This window comes from Sphingomonas sp. H160509, assembly GCF_024124765.2.
Taxonomy (GTDB): Bacteria; Pseudomonadota; Alphaproteobacteria; order Sphingomonadales; family Sphingomonadaceae; genus Sphingomonas.
In genome coordinates this window covers 3312886-3328571 of sequence record NZ_JAMXSR020000002.1, presented here as the reverse complement: position 1 = coordinate 3328571, position 15686 = coordinate 3312886, and the positions used below count along the sequence as shown (strand labels likewise).

Annotated in this window: 7 protein-coding genes and 7 pseudogenes; 8 read left to right on the top strand and 6 right to left on the bottom strand. The window is 67.4% G+C overall.

The features are described from left to right. Positions 1 to 15 precede the first annotated feature (15 nt). Positions 16 to 680, top strand: a pseudogene (locus tag NHF48_RS26170) (TIGR02117 family protein). Positions 681 to 917: 237 nt separating this feature from the next. On the opposite strand, the gene NHF48_RS18085 reads toward NHF48_RS26170, so the two are convergent. Together NHF48_RS18085 and NHF48_RS18080 are read right to left on the bottom strand one after the other, a co-directional pair. Further along, on the bottom strand, positions 918 to 1196 hold the full coding sequence (locus NHF48_RS18085) for a hypothetical protein (protein ID WP_253071883.1): 279 nt from the start codon (positions 1194 to 1196) through the stop codon (positions 918 to 920). Beyond that, a pseudogene (locus NHF48_RS18080) lies at positions 1197 to 2215 on the bottom strand (glycerophosphodiester phosphodiesterase). It lies immediately after the preceding gene. 142 nt (positions 2216 to 2357) lie between these two features. Between NHF48_RS18080 and NHF48_RS18075 the strand changes: the two are divergent. From NHF48_RS18075 to NHF48_RS18045, 7 genes and pseudogenes are all read left to right on the top strand, one after another. Next, positions 2358 to 2921, top strand: coding sequence for a 2Fe-2S iron-sulfur cluster-binding protein (locus NHF48_RS18075; protein WP_082441359.1), 564 nt, complete (start codon positions 2358 to 2360; stop codon positions 2919 to 2921). Next, positions 2918 to 3900 (top strand): annotated as a pseudogene (locus NHF48_RS18070) (FAD binding domain-containing protein). The gene NHF48_RS18075 and the pseudogene NHF48_RS18070 overlap by 4 nt, the downstream one beginning before the upstream one ends. A gap of 2 nt (positions 3901 to 3902) precedes the next feature. Beyond that, positions 3903 to 6136, top strand: a pseudogene (locus tag NHF48_RS18065) (xanthine dehydrogenase family protein molybdopterin-binding subunit). 337 nt (positions 6137 to 6473) lie between these two features. After that, positions 6474 to 7268 (top strand): molybdopterin cofactor-binding domain-containing protein, encoded by a 795-nt coding sequence (locus tag NHF48_RS18060; protein ID WP_253071881.1) that lies wholly within the window; start codon positions 6474 to 6476, stop codon positions 7266 to 7268. Further along, complete coding sequence (locus NHF48_RS18055; RefSeq protein ID WP_253071880.1) at positions 7265 to 8551, top strand: xanthine dehydrogenase family protein molybdopterin-binding subunit; 1287 nt, start codon at positions 7265 to 7267, stop codon at positions 8549 to 8551. Before NHF48_RS18060 ends, NHF48_RS18055 begins: the two co-directional genes overlap by 4 nt. A 149-nt stretch (positions 8552 to 8700) precedes the next feature. Then, positions 8701 to 9625, top strand: a pseudogene (locus NHF48_RS18050) (XdhC family protein). After that, positions 9612 to 10229 carry a nucleotidyltransferase family protein gene (locus tag NHF48_RS18045; protein ID WP_192239444.1) on the top strand — a complete coding sequence of 206 codons (618 nt, stop codon included), beginning with the start codon at positions 9612 to 9614 and terminating at the stop codon, positions 10227 to 10229. Before NHF48_RS18050 ends, NHF48_RS18045 begins: the two are co-directional and overlap by 14 nt. On the opposite strand, the gene NHF48_RS18040 is transcribed toward NHF48_RS18045, so the two are convergent. The 4 genes and pseudogenes from NHF48_RS18040 to NHF48_RS18025 all read right to left on the bottom strand — a co-directional run bounded on the left by NHF48_RS18040 (position 10204) and on the right by NHF48_RS18025 (position 15161). Beyond that, a complete protein-coding gene (locus tag NHF48_RS18040) occupies positions 10204 to 11412 on the bottom strand; it encodes an ABC transporter permease (RefSeq protein ID WP_056060727.1) in 1209 nt (402 codons plus the stop codon). The genes NHF48_RS18045 and NHF48_RS18040 overlap by 26 nt on opposite strands. A 180-nt stretch (positions 11413 to 11592) precedes the next feature. Then, positions 11593 to 12234: pseudogene (locus NHF48_RS18035) on the bottom strand (ABC transporter ATP-binding protein); the annotation flags it as partial. Next, positions 12174 to 13688, bottom strand: a complete 1515-nt coding sequence (locus tag NHF48_RS18030) for an efflux RND transporter periplasmic adaptor subunit (RefSeq protein WP_253071878.1) — start codon at positions 13686 to 13688, stop codon at positions 12174 to 12176. The gene NHF48_RS18030 and the pseudogene NHF48_RS18035, both read right to left, overlap by 61 nt. After that, positions 13688 to 15161 (bottom strand): annotated as a pseudogene (locus tag NHF48_RS18025) (efflux transporter outer membrane subunit). Before NHF48_RS18025 ends, NHF48_RS18030 begins: the two are co-directional and overlap by 1 nt. Positions 15162 to 15686: the final 525 nt, after the last annotated feature.

Here is a 15686-nt window from a genome sequence, read left to right as displayed (position 1 = left end):
GTCTAGCATGACGGAATGAAGACGGAAACGCGTTGGGTTAAGTGGATTTTACGGGCGATCGCGGCGGTGTTCGGCCTGGTCGCGAGCTATGCGGTGGCGGGGCTGGTCGGCGGGTCGATCCCGAGCAATCGCCACTGGCGGGCGCCTTCGGAGGGCGTGCATATCTTCGTCGAGAGCAATGGCGTGCATACCGGGATAATCATGCCGAAGGTGGCGGCCGGGGTGGACTGGCGCGGGGTGGCTCGGGCGGAGGATTTGCGCGATCCGCGGTATGGGGCGTTCGATCATGTGTCTTTCGGATGGGGGAGAAGGCGTTTTATCTCGAGGCGCCGACCTGGGCTGACGTGAAGCTGCGCACCGTGGTTGCTTCGGCGGTCGGGAGTGATCGGACGTTGATGCATGTCGATCATCTGCCGAGGCCGCGTGCCGGGGATGGGCCTCGGGAGATCGTGGTGACGCCGGCGCAGTATCGGCGGTTGGCGGCATATATCCGGGCGAGCTTTCGCGATGGGGGTGCGCGGTATCGGGGGTATGCCGGGTATGATGCGTTTTATGAGGCTAACGGGCGGTATAGCGCGGTGCGGACGTGTAATGCGTGGACGGGGGATGCGCTTCGGTTTGCCGGGGTTCGGGTTGGGTGGTGGACGCCGTTTCCGGTTACTGTGATGGGGTGGTTTTAGGGGCTGTCGCGAACCCCCCAGCTTGTTCTCCCGCTTCCTTGTTCTCCCGCGAAGGCGGGAGTCCAGACTGGGCTCCCGCCTTCGCGGGAGAACAAGGAAGTCAGGGAACATTGGCTCGGAGCACCACCCCGGCGGAGGCCGGGGTCCAGTTGGGGGACGTTGCTGACTGAGCGCAGCGCTACGTTACTTCTGTTTCCCAACTGGGCCCCGGCCTTCGCCGGGGTGGTAGAAGGGAGCTCAGTTTCCCGCGCGATAACCTTGGTATTGGCCGCATTCCGAGCGCCTCGGGTCCTTCTTGCAGCGTTTAGCCAGTTCCTTGCGCTGCTTGCCCTCTTCGGCTTCCTGCTTGCGCATCTTCTTGCCGTAGTTGCGGTCCGATTCTTCCTGGCTGGTCGTAGTCCAGTCGACCGCCTTGCCGGCAACCTGGAATGGTGCCTTCACGATCGAGGTTGCCGTGCTGATGCAGCCACTTACGAGGAACGGCAGCACCGCGAGTACGGGAAGAACCTTACGCATTTACTTTACTCCTGCACGCGCAGTTCCCTGGGCTCGGTCGCGCGCCTGAGCCCCGTATAGCGGAAAGTCGGTGAAGAAACCGTCGATACCTTGTGCAAGCCCTGCGTCGATCTCCGCGGCAATGTCGCCGTGCGCGGCGGGGTCGGTGCCACGGCGGAAGCGGGTTGGTTCGAAATAGTTTTCGGCGCGGTAGGTCCAGGGGTGGACCCGCAGGCCGGCGGCGTGCGCGTCGGCGACCAGCGTGGTCGGGGTCGCGTCGGTCCAGAGCGAGCTCTTGTTCGGGCCGATGCCGTAGGCGTAGGCGGCGACCGCCTTCAGGCCTTCCGGCGTGATCATCGCCTTGTAGCTCGGCTGCGCGCCGTCGGCGGGACCGCCCTCCCCCGTCCATTAGTTGGATCAGGCGGACCTTGGTCATTGTGTGGAGGCGCTGGAGGTTGGCGACCTCGAACGACTGGATGAACACGGGCGCTTTGGCCGAATCCCAGCCAGCCTCGCGCAATTCGGCGACCAGTTTCGCGTCGGTCGGATGGCCGATCTTGGCGAAATAGGTCGGATGCTTGGTCTCGGGATAGATGCCGATCGTCCGGCCCGTCTCGGTCGTGCGGCGCTTGGCGAGCACGATAATCTCGGCAAGCGTGGGGATCTGGAACTGGCCGTCATAGGCGGTGTTCGCGGGGCGCAGCTTGGGCAGGCGCTCCTTCGCGCGCAGCGTCTTCAGTTCGGCGAGCGTGAAATCCTCGACGAACCAGCCGGTCATCGTCTGGCCGTCGATCGTCTTCGTGGTTTTCCGCGCGGCGAATTCCGGGATGGTCGGCGACGTTGGTCGTCTCCGCGATGTTGTTCTCGTGGCGGGCGACGAGGACGTCGTCCTTGGTCGGGACAAGATCGGGCTCGATGAAGTCCGCGCCCTGATCGATCGCGAGCGAATAGGCCGCCAGCGTATGCTCGGGCCGCAGACCGCTCGCGCCACGGTGCGCGATGACGATTGGGGGCGACAATCGGGGAGAAGCTGGCGTCATCGCAACAGCTTGCCCGCTCAGCGCTATGAACGCCAGCGTACCAACACGTGAGAGCTTGTCGCAATAGGGAAACGATCGGTCGCATCGGCGTTAAGTCCTCGAAATCCGTACATTCCCGGCACATTCAACCAGGGGCATCCCCATGCATTTCACGATCAATGGTCAATCATATGACGCCGAGCCCGATATTCGCACGTCGGTGCTCGACCTGTGCCGCGAGCATCTCGGGCTGACCGGCTCGAAAAAGGGCTGCGATCATGGCCAGTGCGGTGCGTGCACGGTGCTGATCAATGGCCGCCGGGTCAATTCCTGCCTGACGCTCGCGGTGATGCACCAGGACGACGAGATCACGACGATCGAGGGGATCGGCCAGCCGGGCAACCTGCACGCGTTGCAGGACGCGTTCGTGCGGCATGACGGCTATCAGTGCGGTTACTGCACGCCGGGGCAGATCTGTTCGGCGGTCGGCATGCTCGACGAGGTCAAGAAGGGCTGGGCCAGCCATGCGTCGGGCGACCTGACCGACCCGAAGTTCGACGATGCCGAGATTTCCGAACGGATGAGCGGCAATCTGTGCCGGTGCGCCGCGTATCCGAACATCGTCGATGCGATCCGCGAAGTCGGTGGTGCCGAGCCTGCGGGCCGGACCGCGGACGAGAAGGACGCCGCGATGGAAGCCAACGCGCGTGGGGAGCTGGTGGCATGAAGACCTTCACATACGAAAAGCCCGCTACGCCCGAGGCTGCGGTCAAGGATATCGACACCGTTGGCGCCAAGTTCATCGCTGGCGGCACCAATCTGCTCGACCTGATGAAGTTGCAGGTCGAGACGCCGGACAAGCTGGTCGACATCTCGCGGCTCGATCTCGCGAAGATCGAGGAGCGCGAGGATGGCGGGCTGACGATCGGTGCGCTGGTGCCGAACAGCGATCTCGCCGCCGACCGTCGCGTCGTCGCCAAGTACGAGGTGCTGAGCCGCGCGTTGCTGGCGGGTGCTTCGGGCCAGTTGCGCAACAAGGCGTCGACCGGGGGCAATCTGCTCCAGCGGACGCGGTGCTATTATTTCTACGACACCGCGGCGGCGTGCAACAAGCGCGAGCCGGGCAGCGGCTGTTCGGCGATCGGCGGCTTCAACCGCATCTTGGCCGTGCTGGGGACGAGCGAGCACTGCATCGCGACGCATCCGAGCGACATGGCGGTGGCGATGCGTGCGCTCGACGTGACGATCGTGACGCTGAAGGCGGATGGCGATCGTCGGCGGATCTCGATCCACGACTTCTATCGTCTGCCGGGCGATACGCCGCAGATCGAGAATGCGCTCGAAGCGGGTGAACTGATCACGCACATCGAGCTGCCCGCGCCGGTCAAGGGCAAGCAGGAATACCGCAAGGTGCGCGATCGTGCATCGTATGCGTTCGCGCTCGTCTCGGTGGCGGCGATCGTCGACGTGCAGGACGGCGTGATCGCGTCGGCCTCGCTCGCGTTCGGCGGGCTCGGGCCGATGCCGTGGCGCAACCCGGCAGTCGAGGCGGCCTTGGTCGGCAAGGCGCCGTCCGATGCCGTGTTCGAGGCTGCGGCGACCGCGCTGCTGGCCGACGCCAAGGGCTATGGCTCGAACGACTTCAAGATCCCCCTCCCGCCCGTCGCACGCTGATCGCGACGCTGCGCAACGTTACGGGAGCATAAGCATGTTTGGTCTTGGCACTACGAATAGCCTGACGATGGACAAGCCGCATCCCGACAGTCTTCTGGATACGGGCGTCCAGGGCGTCATCGGCAAGCCGCTCGACCGGATCGACGGGCCGCTGAAGGTCACGGGCACGGCGCCCTATGCCGCGGAATACCAGTTCGCCAACATGGCGTATGGCGTGCTGGTCGGGACGAATATCTCGGCGGGCAAGGTCGTCTCAATCGACGTCGATGCGGTGAAGGCGATCCCCGGCGTGATCGACGTCGTCACCGATTTCGACCAGTTCATCCGTGTCTCGGCACAGGGTGGTGCAACTGATGCACCGACGCAGGGCGTGAAGGACATCGCGTTCTTTGGGCAGATCGTGGCGATCGTGCTCGCCGAGAGCTTCGAGGTCGCGCGCGATGCGGCGGCGCGCCTGCCGATCGAGTATGACGAGGCCGAGGGCCAGTACGACTTCGCCGCGCACCGCGACGAGACGCGGACGCCGCCGGACGACGCGACGCCCGCGCACTTCAAGCAGGGCGACGTCGACAAGGCGATGGCCGAGGCGGCGGTGACGATCGATTCGACCTATGTCACGCCGAGCCAGAATTCGGCGGCGATGGAGCCGCATGCCTCGACCGCGGTGTGGGAAGAGGGACGGCTCGCTGTCGCTGTACGGCGCGTACCAGATGCCGACGTCGGATGCGCAGCAGCTGGCGAAATCGCTGGGGCTGTCGGAGAAGAAGGTGCGGATCATCGCGCGCTATATCGGCGGCGGGTTCGGATCGAAGCTCGGCATCGCGCCCGAGAGCGTCGCGGCGGCGATCGCGGCGAAGCAGCTTGGCCGTCCGGTCAAGGCGGTGATGTCGCGTCCGCAGGTGTTCGAGGCGACGGTGCGGCGGTCGAATACCGAGCAGCGCGTGCGGCTCGCAGCCGATGCGGACGGCAAACTGTCGGCGATCGGTCACGAGACGCTGACGTCGAACCAGTCGACCGAGGATTATTTCGAACCCGCGGGCATCGGCACGCACATGCTGTATGGCGGCGAGAACCGGCTGATCACGCATGAGGTGGTCGACCTCAACTTCGTGCTGTCGGGCTCGATGCGTGCGCCGGGCGAGGCGGTCGGGATGCTCGCGCTGGAAGGCGCGATGGACGAGCTGGCCGAGAAGCTCCAGATGGATCCGATCGAGCTGCGCAAACGCAACGATCCGAAGATCGACCCCGAGAAGGACGTGCCCTATTCGTCGCGCAACCTGACGCGTGCGCTCGACGAGGGTGCGAAGAAGTTCGGCTGGGACAAACGCCGGAAAGCTGGAACGCGCCGCGAGGGCGAGTGGCTGATCGGCATGGGCGTCGCCTCGGCGGTGCGCGGCAACATGATGATGGAATCGTCCGCCAAGGTCGAGATCCATCCGGACGGCTCGGCGACGGTGTCGTCGGCGATGACCGATATCGGCACGGGCAGCTACACGATCCTGGCGCAGATCGCATCGGAGATCCTGGGGGATCCCGGTCGAGAACATCACGATGTCGCTGGGCGATACCAACGATCCACCGGCGGCGGGTTCGGGCGGGTCCTGGGGTGCTACCTCGTCGGGGACGGCGGTGTATCTGGCGTGCGAGATGCTGCGCGGGAAGCTCGCCAAGGCGGCAGGCGTCGACGAGGACGGCCTGACGCTGAAGGACGGCAAGGCGATCGGCGACAACCGCTCGACGCCGATCGGCGAGCTGGTCGGCAAGGGTCTCGAGGCTACCGGGCACATCAAGCCGGGCAAGCAGGAGAAGGAGACGACGCAGGCCGGGTTCGGCGCGCATTTCGCGGAGGTCGCGGTCAACGTGGTCACCGGCGAGACGCGGGTGCGGCGGATGCTCGGGTCGTTCGCGGCAGGGCGTGTGCTCAACGCGAAGACCGCGCGGTCGCAGTGCCTGGGCGGGATGACGTTCGGGATAGGTGCGGCGCTGACCGAGGACCTGATCCACGACACGCGGACCGGCAAGCTGGTGAACCACGATCTGGCGGAATATCACGTGCCGGCCAATGCGGACATTCCGCAGATGGACGTCCACTTCGTCGACGAGCGCGACATCCATGCGAACCCGATCCATGCGAAGGGGATCGGCGAGCTGGGGATTTCGGGTGCAGGTGCGGCCGTGGCGAACGCGGTGTATAATGCGACCGGGATCCGGGTGCGGGAGTTCCCGATTACGCTGGACAAGCTGCTGGATCAGTTGCCTGCTGTTTGAGTCGTGAGCTGAGCCGTCTCCTTCTAGTTCCCCCGCGAAAGCGGGGGCCCAGGAGCCACGCAGGATAACGCCCGTAACCCTGGATCCCCGCCTTCGCGGGGAAACGGGAAATGTTGCGGGCGTTTTCTTTCAGGCGCGGAAGGGCGGTCCGTCTCGTCAAACGCCCCCGCCCTACCCATATCCTTCCCTCCACCCGAGGACCGCAGAATGAACGAACACGTGATGGATGCGGCGTTTCGGCCGGGTGGTCTCGACCGCGCGAAGCAGGGCGTTCTCGGGCTCGGGCTCGACCGGATCGAGGGGCCGGCAAAGGTTACCGGCGTGGCGGACTATGCGTATGAGGGGCACGCCCGACGGCATCGCCTATGCCGCGATCGTCGGCACGCCGGTCGGCAGCGGGCGCATTCTCGGCATCGACGTGAGCGTCGCCGAGGCGTTGCCCGGTGTCATCGCCATCATCTACGACGACGCGCGCATGCCGGCTGGCGAGTCCAACTCGCGCGCGATGCCGCTGTTCGATACCGACGTCATTCTCCACCTCGGCCAGCCGGTCGCGATCGTCGTCGCGGAGGACCAGGCGATCGCGCGCGATGCCGCGGCGCTGGTCGTGGTTCGCACCGAGGCGGGCGAGGATCGGTTCGACGTCGAGGCGCAGCCGGTCGATACCGCGCCGAAGATCGGCTTCCTGCCGCCGATCGACAACGGCGATCTCGACGCGGTGATGGCCGACGCGGCGGTGACGTTCGACCGGACCTACACGACGCCCGTGCACTTCCCCGCAGCGCTGGAGCCGCATGCGACCACTGCGTGGTGGGACGGCGACAAGCTCACCGTGCGGTCGAGCAACCAGGTGATCGGCGGCGCGCGGAAGACGATCGCGAAGGCGCTGAAGATCGATGCGGACAAGGTGCGCGTGCTGGCGCCGTATGTCGGCGGTGGGTTCGGGGGCAAGACCGGCGTTGGTCCCGAGGCGATCCTCGCGGCGATCGCGGCGGAGGTCGTCGGACGGCCGGTCAAGGTCGCCCCTCCCCCGTCGCCAGACCGCGTACATGGTGCATCACCGTTCGCACACGACGCAGCGCATCCGCATCGCTGCCGACGAGCACGGCGTGATCCTGGGCATGGGGCATGAGAGCGTCGTCGGCGCAGAACGACGATGGCGAGTTTCTCGAGCCGGTGCCGTTCGGGACGCTGCCGCTGTACCGGGGCGACGCGCGGCGGTTCAAGACCGACCTCGTGCGTGTCGATCTGCCCGCAAGTGGCGCGGTGCGCGCACCGGGCGAGGCGGTCGGCACGTTCGGGGTCGAGTGCGCGATGGACGAACTGGCCGAGCAGCTCGGGATCAATCCGATCGAGCTGCGGCGGCGCAACGAGCCCGAGACCGATCCGGTGAGCGGCAAGCCGTTCTCCACGCGGCGGATGCTCGATTGCTATACGCAAGGCGCCGAGCGGTTCGGCTGGCCTGAGAGCGTGCCTGCGCCGGGATCGGTGCGCGAGGGCGAGTGGCTGGTGGGGATCGGCATGGCGGCGAGCCTGCGCGGTAACTTCACGGTCGAGGCGCAGGCGCGTGTGCGGCTGGAGGTGGACGGCCGGGCGACGGTCGAGTGCGACATGACCGATATCGGCACGGGGACGTACACCATCCTCGCGCAGACCGCGGGCGAGATGCTCGGGTTGCCGGTCGCCGAGGTGAACGTGCGGCTGGGCGATACCGACTTCCCGCCGAGCGCTGGGTCGGGCGGGTCGTTCGGTGCTGGCAGCGCGTGTTCGGCGGTGGTGCTGGCGTGCGAGGATATCCTCGGCGAACTAGCTTTGCGAATAAACGCGGCGCCCGAGGATCTCAGCCTGCACGACGGGTGCGTGAGCGCTGGCGGACGGTCGGTGAAGCTGGCCGATCTGGTGCGCGGCGAACCGATCGTGGCGATGGGCAAGACCGGGCCGGGTGCCGAGAGCAAGCGCACCAGCCAGGCGAGCCACGGCGCGCACTTCGTCGAGGTCGCGGTGAACGCGGTGACGGGCGAGACGCGGGTGCGGCGGATGCTGGGCGTGTTCGATGTCGGGCGCGTGCTCAATCGCAAGACCGCGACGAGCCAGATCACCGGCGGGATGGCGTGGGGGATCGCCTATGCGCTGAGCGAGGAGGGCATCGTCGACACGCGGACGGGGGCGTTCGTGAACCCCGATTTCGCCGAATATCATGTCGCGGTGAATGCCGATATTCCGCAGCTGGAGGTGCATTTCATCGAGGAGATCGACGACTCCGCGAACCCGGTGGGGGCGAAGGGCGTTGGGGAGCTTGGGATCTCCGGCGCGGGGGCTGCGGTGGCGAATGCCATCTACAACGCGACGGGGGTGCGGGTTCGGAATTTTCCGGTGACGCTCGACAAGCTGCTCGAAGGGTTGCCCGCGGTCTGATCCTCCCCCGGTACGGGGAGGGGGGACCGCGCCCCTTGGCGTGGTGGAGGGGGGCGACCCCAAGCGTAACGTCTGCGGCTGGCCCCCTCCACCAGCTGCGCTGGTCCCCCTTCCCCGCGTGCGGGGAGGGATTAGAAAGAGAACGAGACATGGCCGAAAACGATAGCGTGCTCGCTGCTGCGAAGACCTGGAAGGGCGAGAAGATGGCGATCGCCACGGTCGTCTCGACCTGGGGATCCGCGCCGCGACCCAAGGGCAGCCACATGCTCGTCCACGCCGATGGGCGGTTCGAGGGATCGGTCTCCGGCGGGTGCGTCGAGAGCGATATCCTCGCCACCGCGGCAGAGGTGATCGCGGGCGCGCCGTTCCAGGTGCGCAATTACGGCGTGGCGGACGCGGCGGCGTGGGAAGTCGGGCTGCCGTGCGGCGGCGAGATCGCCGTGATGGTGCAGCCGGTGTCCGCCGAAGGGTTCGATCCCGAGCTGTTCGACCGGATCGCCGATGCGCGCGACCAGGGCGATGCGCTGACGGTGACGACCGATCTCGCGACCGGGCATAGCGACGCGCGGCCGCTGGAGACGGGCGAGGTGTTCGTCAATCGCTACGATCCGCCACGCCGGCTGCTGATCGTCGGCGCGGTGCAGATCGCGCAAGCGCTGGCGGGGCTGGCCCGCGAACTCGGGATCGAGACGGTCGTGATCGACCCGCGCGCGCGCTTCCTGACCGAGGAGCGGTTTCCGGGCGTGACGCTCAACGATCGCTGGCCGGACGAGGCGATCGCCGCGCTTCGTCCCGGTCCGTCGACCGCGATCGTGACGCTGAGCCACGACATCAAGATCGACGATCCTGCGCTGATCGCGGCGCTGGCGTCCGATGCTGCCTATGTCGGTGCGCTCGGCAGCCGCAAGAGCCATGCGGCACGGCGCGAGCGGCTTGCCTCCGGAGGGCGTTACGGCGGAGAACATCGACCGGATCGATGCGCCGGTCGGGCTCGACATCGGCGCGATCGGACCATCGGAAATCGCGCTGTCGGTCGCGGCGGCGATGATAGGAGCGTTCAATGATCGCCGCTGAAAACGTCTTCCTCATCCTCCTCGCGGCCGGGCGCTCGGAGCGGTTCGGCATTCCGAACAAGCTCGAGGTGCCGTTCCTCAACAAGCCGCTGGGGATGCACGTCGTCACCGCGTTCGAGAACATTCCGTTCAAGCGCCGGCTGGTCGTCACCGACGGCTGCAAGCTCGACTTCGTCAGCCATCATTTCGAGGTGGTGCATAACGACGATCCGTCGTCGGGCATGTCGCAGTCGGTGAAGCTCGGCGTGCAGTGCGCGAAGGACGAGGGCGCGGAGGCAGTGCTGATCGCGCTGGCGGACATGCCGCGCGTGACCGCGGCGCATATCTACCGGATGCTCGACGCCGCCGACAGCGCGGACGCGGTGGTCGCGTCGAGCGACGGCGAGAAGCCGAGCCCCCCTGCCCTGTTCGGCCGCGATCGGTTCGATTTCCTGCTGACGCTAGACGGCGATGCGGGTGCGCGCGACCTGGTGAAGGCGGGGCGGCATGTCGTGACTGCGCCCGCCGAGCTGATCGACATCGATACGCCCGAGGATCTCGACCGGCTGCAAGCGCTGGTCCGCGATCCCAAGGCCGCGATCACTCGTGCCTTAACGCGTCGATAGGGTTCATCGCCGCCGCGCGCCGTGCGGGGAAATAGCCGAAGACTACGCCGATCACCGCGGATATCGCGAACGCGAAGATGTTGATCTCGGGCACGAACAGCCACTGAACCTTGATCAGCGGCGCGATGATCGCGATCGCCGCCTGCGCGACGATCAGCCCGATGACGCCGCCGAGGCACGACAAAGCGATCGCCTCGACGAGGAACTGCAACAGCACCTCGCGCGCGACTGCGCCGATGGCCAACCGTATGCCGATCTCGCGCGTGCGCTCGGTCACCGACACCAGCATGATGTTCATGATGCCGATCCCGCCGACCACCAGGCTGATCCCGGCGACCGCGGCGACGATGCCGGTGAGCAGGGTCGTGGTGCCGGTCAGCGTGTCCGAGATCTGCTTGGTATCGAAGATGTTGAAGTCGTCGGGCTTGTCGCCGGTGATGGTGCGGCGTTCGCGGAGCAGGTCGGTGATCCCGGCCTGCACCGTGCTGGTGGAGAAGCGCTCGTCGACGCCGACCAGCATCAGGCGGATATCGCGGTTGCCGGTGAAGCGCCGCTGGACCGCCTTGATCGGCATGACCACGGTGTCGTCCTGATCGCCGCCGAACCCGGCCTGGCCGCGCGTGGTCAGCACGCCGATCACGTCGCAGCTGATAGGTCCGATACGGAAACGGTGGCCGACCGGATCGCCGCCGGGGAACAGGTTTTTCGACACGGTATTGCCGATGATGCAGACCGCGGCACCGGCGCTTTCCTCGACCGGCGTCCAGCGGCGGCCCGAGGCGAGCGGCCATGGCTGGACCTGGAAAATCGCGTCGGTGGTGCCGTTGATCGTGGTCGACCAGTTGGCGCCTTCGTAGATCGCGGTGGCGGTGGCGCTTGCCTGCGGTGCGACCGCGGTGACGCCGGCGATCTGGTTGGCGATCGCGGCGACGTCCTCGGGCTTGAAGTCGGGCGGACGCGGGCCCCCGCCGCCACGACCGAAGCCCTGGCCGGGGCGGACCTGGAGGATGTTGGTGCCGAGCGCGGAGATCGACTGCTGCACCGCGGCGGTGGTCGCCTTGCCTAGCGTCACCATCGTCACGACCGCACCGACGCCGATGACGATGCCGAGGATCGTGAGGAACGACCGCAGGAGGTGGCGGCGGATCGAGCGGAGCGCGAGGACTAGGGTTGTACCGAACATTATCGCGTCGCTCCGTTGTCGAGAGCGCAGTCTGGCTGCTCCCCTCCCGCTTGCGGGAGGGGGTTGGGGGAGGGGCTGATCAAACAGACCGGACGCCAGTACGTACGTCGCGCCCTCCCCTGACCCCTCCCGCAAGCGGGAGGGGAATGCTTCGCGGGCGCCGCTCACGACTCCACCCCTCTCACCTTGGCGGTGCTGGCTTTCGATGCGTTCCACCAGGCCGTCCTTGAAATGGACCACCGTTCTGGCGAAGGCGGCCATGTCGGGTTCGTGCGTGACCATCAGGACCGTGATGTTCTTTTCCGCGTTCAGCCGCGTGAGGAGTTGCATGATCTCGACCGAGCGTTCGCTATCGAGATTGCCGGTAGGCTCGTCCGCCAGCAGCACGTCGGGGCTGGTGACCAGCGCGCGGGCGATCGCGACTCGCTGCTGCTGGCCGCCCGACAGTTCCGCCGGGGTGTGGTCCCACCAATCCGCGAGGCCGACGGTGTCGAGGCTGGCCATCGCCGCGTCGCGCCGCGCGCGCTTTTCGTCGCCGCGGTAGAGCAAGGGGAGTTCGACATTCTCCAGAGCGGAGGTGCGCGAGAGCAGGTTGAAGCCCTGGAACACGAAGCCGAGATATTTTCGCCGCAGCAGCGCGCGCTGGTCGCGGTCGAGCGTCTCGACATGGTGGCCGCGGAACAGGAAGGTGCCGTCGCTCGGCACGTCCAGACACCCGAGAATGTTCATCGTCGTCGACTTGCCCGACCCCGACGGCCCCATCACCGCGACGAAATCGCCCGCCGCGATGTCGAGGTCGACGCCCTTGAGCGCCTGGAACATCGTCGCGCCCTGCCCGTACGTCTTGGTGACGCCGCGCAGGGAGATGAGCGGTTCGGCGGTGAGCGGCGCGTTACTGGCCACCGCCCCCCACCCTTGCTCGCGCCGCCCGAGCGACGTGGGCCGCCGCTGCGCTTGGCGTCGTCGCCGCCGCTCGCCAACTGCCCGGTGATGACCTGCGCACCGGGCTGGAGGTTGCCCGACAGGACTTCGGTCATCGTGCCATTGGTGTCGCCGGTGGTGATCTGCACGGGCTGCGGCGTGCCGTCCGCGCCCTTGACGTAGATCGTCTGCTGCGCGCCGCGAGCGACCGTCGCGGTGCGCTCCGCACCGCCGCCACGGCGCGGACGGAAGGTCAGCGAGCCGGCGATGCCGCCGCCTGCATCGCCGGACGCCGCGGTCGGCTTGAAACGCAACGCGGCGTTGGGGACGAGCAGGACGTTGCGCTTGTCCGAGGTCACGATGTCCGCGGTTGCGGTCATGCCGGGGCGCAGCGTCAGCGACTGATTACCCACCGTCAGGTCGGCCGCGTACGAGACGACCTGCCCGGTGGTCGAGGTCGCGGTGGTCGAGGTCGACGAGGTGGCCGAGCTGACCGTCAGGTTCGAACCGAGATCGACCCGGCTGATCGTCGCGGGGAAAGTCTGGCCGGGGAACGCGTCCACCGTGAAGCTGGCCTTCTGGCCGATCTTGACCTCGCCGACGTCCGCCTCGTCGATCGCGACCTCGAGCTTCATCTTGGTGAGGTCTTCGGCGATCACGAACAGCGTCGGGGTGTTGAACGACGACGCGACGGTCTGGCCGGGATCGATCTGGCGCGCGAGCACCACCCCCGTCACCGGCGAGCGGATGATCGCACGCGCGCGCTGCGTCTGGTTCTGCGCGAGGAGCGCGCGGCTGGCGACGACGTTGGCTTCGGCGACCTTCTGCGCGGCGACCGCGCGCGCGTAGTCGGCACGGCCGGTCTGGAGCTCGGTCTTCGACGGCACGCGACCACCCGAGAGGCGCGAGACCTCTTCGAGGCGGTTCAGCTGCGCGCGCGATTCGGCGACGGTGGCCTGTGCCTGCGCGACCTGCGCCTGATTCGCCGCAAGCTGGGCGCTGGTCTGGCGGATCTGGTCGTCGAGCTGTTCGGGATCGATCAGCGCGAGCGGCTGGCCCGCGGTGACGCGGTCGTTGACGTCGACGACGACCTTGGTGACGAGACCCGACAACTGCGAGCCGACCGTGACCTGCGTCGTCGGGGCGAGCTTGCCGGTTGCCGAGACGCTGACGGTCAGGTTGCCGCGCTGCGCGGCCTGCGTCGAATATTGCGTCTGCTCCTTCGCGCCGAAGCACTTGGCGAGCAGGAGGCACAGCAGGACCACGCCGACCGCGATCACGACCCACTTTACGTAGCGTTTCCAGGGGGCCTGCGGCTTCACGCCGAGGAAGTCGTCGATCGATGCGTCGGCCATCAGCGTGCCTCTGGATTGGATATGGGCGCTTGCGGGATCACGGTGGAATCCCAGCCGCCGCCGAGTGCGGCATAGAGTGCGATCAACGCGGTCGCGGCGTCGGCGCGCGCCTGCGTCGCGCCGTTGCGTGCGGACAGGAGCGCGGTTTCCTGCTGGTTGAGCGTGGTGAAATCGGTGAGGCCGGTGCGGTATTGGCTGCGGCTGAGGATCGCGGAATTGTTCGACGCGTCGAGCGCGATCGCGAATTGCCGCTCGCGTTCCTGCGCGGTCTGGAGCGCGACGACGGCGTTCTCGACATCCTCCAGCGCGGTGAGGACGGTGGATTTGTAGAGCGCGAGCGCACCGTCCGCGGCGGCTTCGCTGGTGCGGACCTGGCTGCGCAGACGGCCGCCGTTGAAGATCGCCTGAGTCAGGCCGGCGAACAGGCTGCCGGTGATCGCGTCGCCGATATTGCCGATCGAGGTCGCGTTGGTGTTCAGGTTGCCGGTGATCGCGAGCGCGGGATAGAGCTGCGCCTTGGCGACGCCGATCCGCGCGGTGGCGGCGGCGAGCGCGCGTTCGGCGGAGCGGATGTCGGGGCGCTGGCGCAGCGTGTCGCCGGGGATGCCGACGCCGACCGCGGCGGGGCCGGTCGGGATCGCCTTCGCGGGCGCCATCAGTGGACGGAGCGCGCCGGGTGCCTGGCCGGTCAGCACGCCGATCCGCGCGACGGCGGCGGCGTATTGCTGGTCGAGGCTCGGGATCGTCGCGGCGGTCTGCGCGCGCTGAGCCCGCGCCTGTTCGGCGTCGACGCTGGAGACGAGCCCGGCCTGGACGCGGAAGCCGGCGATTTCGAGGTTGTCGTCCTGGATCGCGAGCGAGGCGCGGGCGTTGGCGAGTTGCTGCTGGTACGAGCGGGCTAGAACGTAGTTGCGCGCGACCTCGCTTTCGACGGAAATGAGCACGGTGGCGTAGTCGTAGCCGGACGCAGCATAGTCGGCGCGGCTCGCCTCGACGGTGCGCCGGATCTCGCCGAAGACGCCGACCTGATAGCTGGCGCTGGCGCCTACCGTGAAGCTGTTGGCGCCGCCGCCGCCGGTATCGATGACGGTGCCGTCGGACAGCGTGAACGAGCGTCCGCCGCCGCGGACGTTCTCGTTGCGCTGATAGCCGGCCGAGCCGTTGACCGTCGGAAGCAGCGACGCGCGGTTCTGGAGCAGGCTTTCGCGAGCCTGGCGGAGGCGGGCGACGGACTGTGCGATGTCGAGATTGGCGGCGGCGGCCTGCTCGACGAGCTGGCCGAGGACGGGGTCGTCGAACTTCTGCCACCAGCGGGTGAGATCTTCGGGACTGGTGACGGGGGGTGACCGAGTACGCGTCGGGGACGCCGAGCTCTGCGGCGGCCTTGGGGTGGTAGTCCGGGCCGACGGTGCAGCCGGCTAGCAGGACGGCCGCGGATACGGGTGCGATGAGGAGGGCGCGGACGCGGGACATGGGCGGCAGGCATGACCAAGCGGCTGAGGCTAGTCCAGCGGTTTTGTGTCGCGATGTGTCGCAGGTGGGGTGGATTGGAGGGGGCTTCAGCTGGCGCCGGCACCGCGGACTTGCCTGGCAGCCAACCAGAAGGGACGTTGATGCGCTGTTTAACGTGGACCACTCCCCGCTGCCTTGTTGTCCCGCGAAGGCGGGAGTCCAGTCTGGGTCCCCGCCTTCGCGGGGAAACAAGGTTTGCTGGCCAGAAAGGGAGTGAGATGCGCATCCTTTAGCACCTCCCCGGCGGAGGCCGGGGCCCAGTGGGAACGTCTGAGGTAATAGCGCGCAACGTGCTTCATTATCGGCCCCCCAACTGGGCCCCGGCCTCCGCCGGGGTGGTAAGATGTGATTGTGAAATCAGGGTCCGCGTCCTTCCTGTTCCCCGCCGGAGGCGGGGGCCAAAGTTGCAAACGCTGCGCTGCTGGATCCTGGGCTCCCGCGTTCGCGGGAGAACACGAAGGCGCCGTTCCGCAGCCGCAGCCCCCC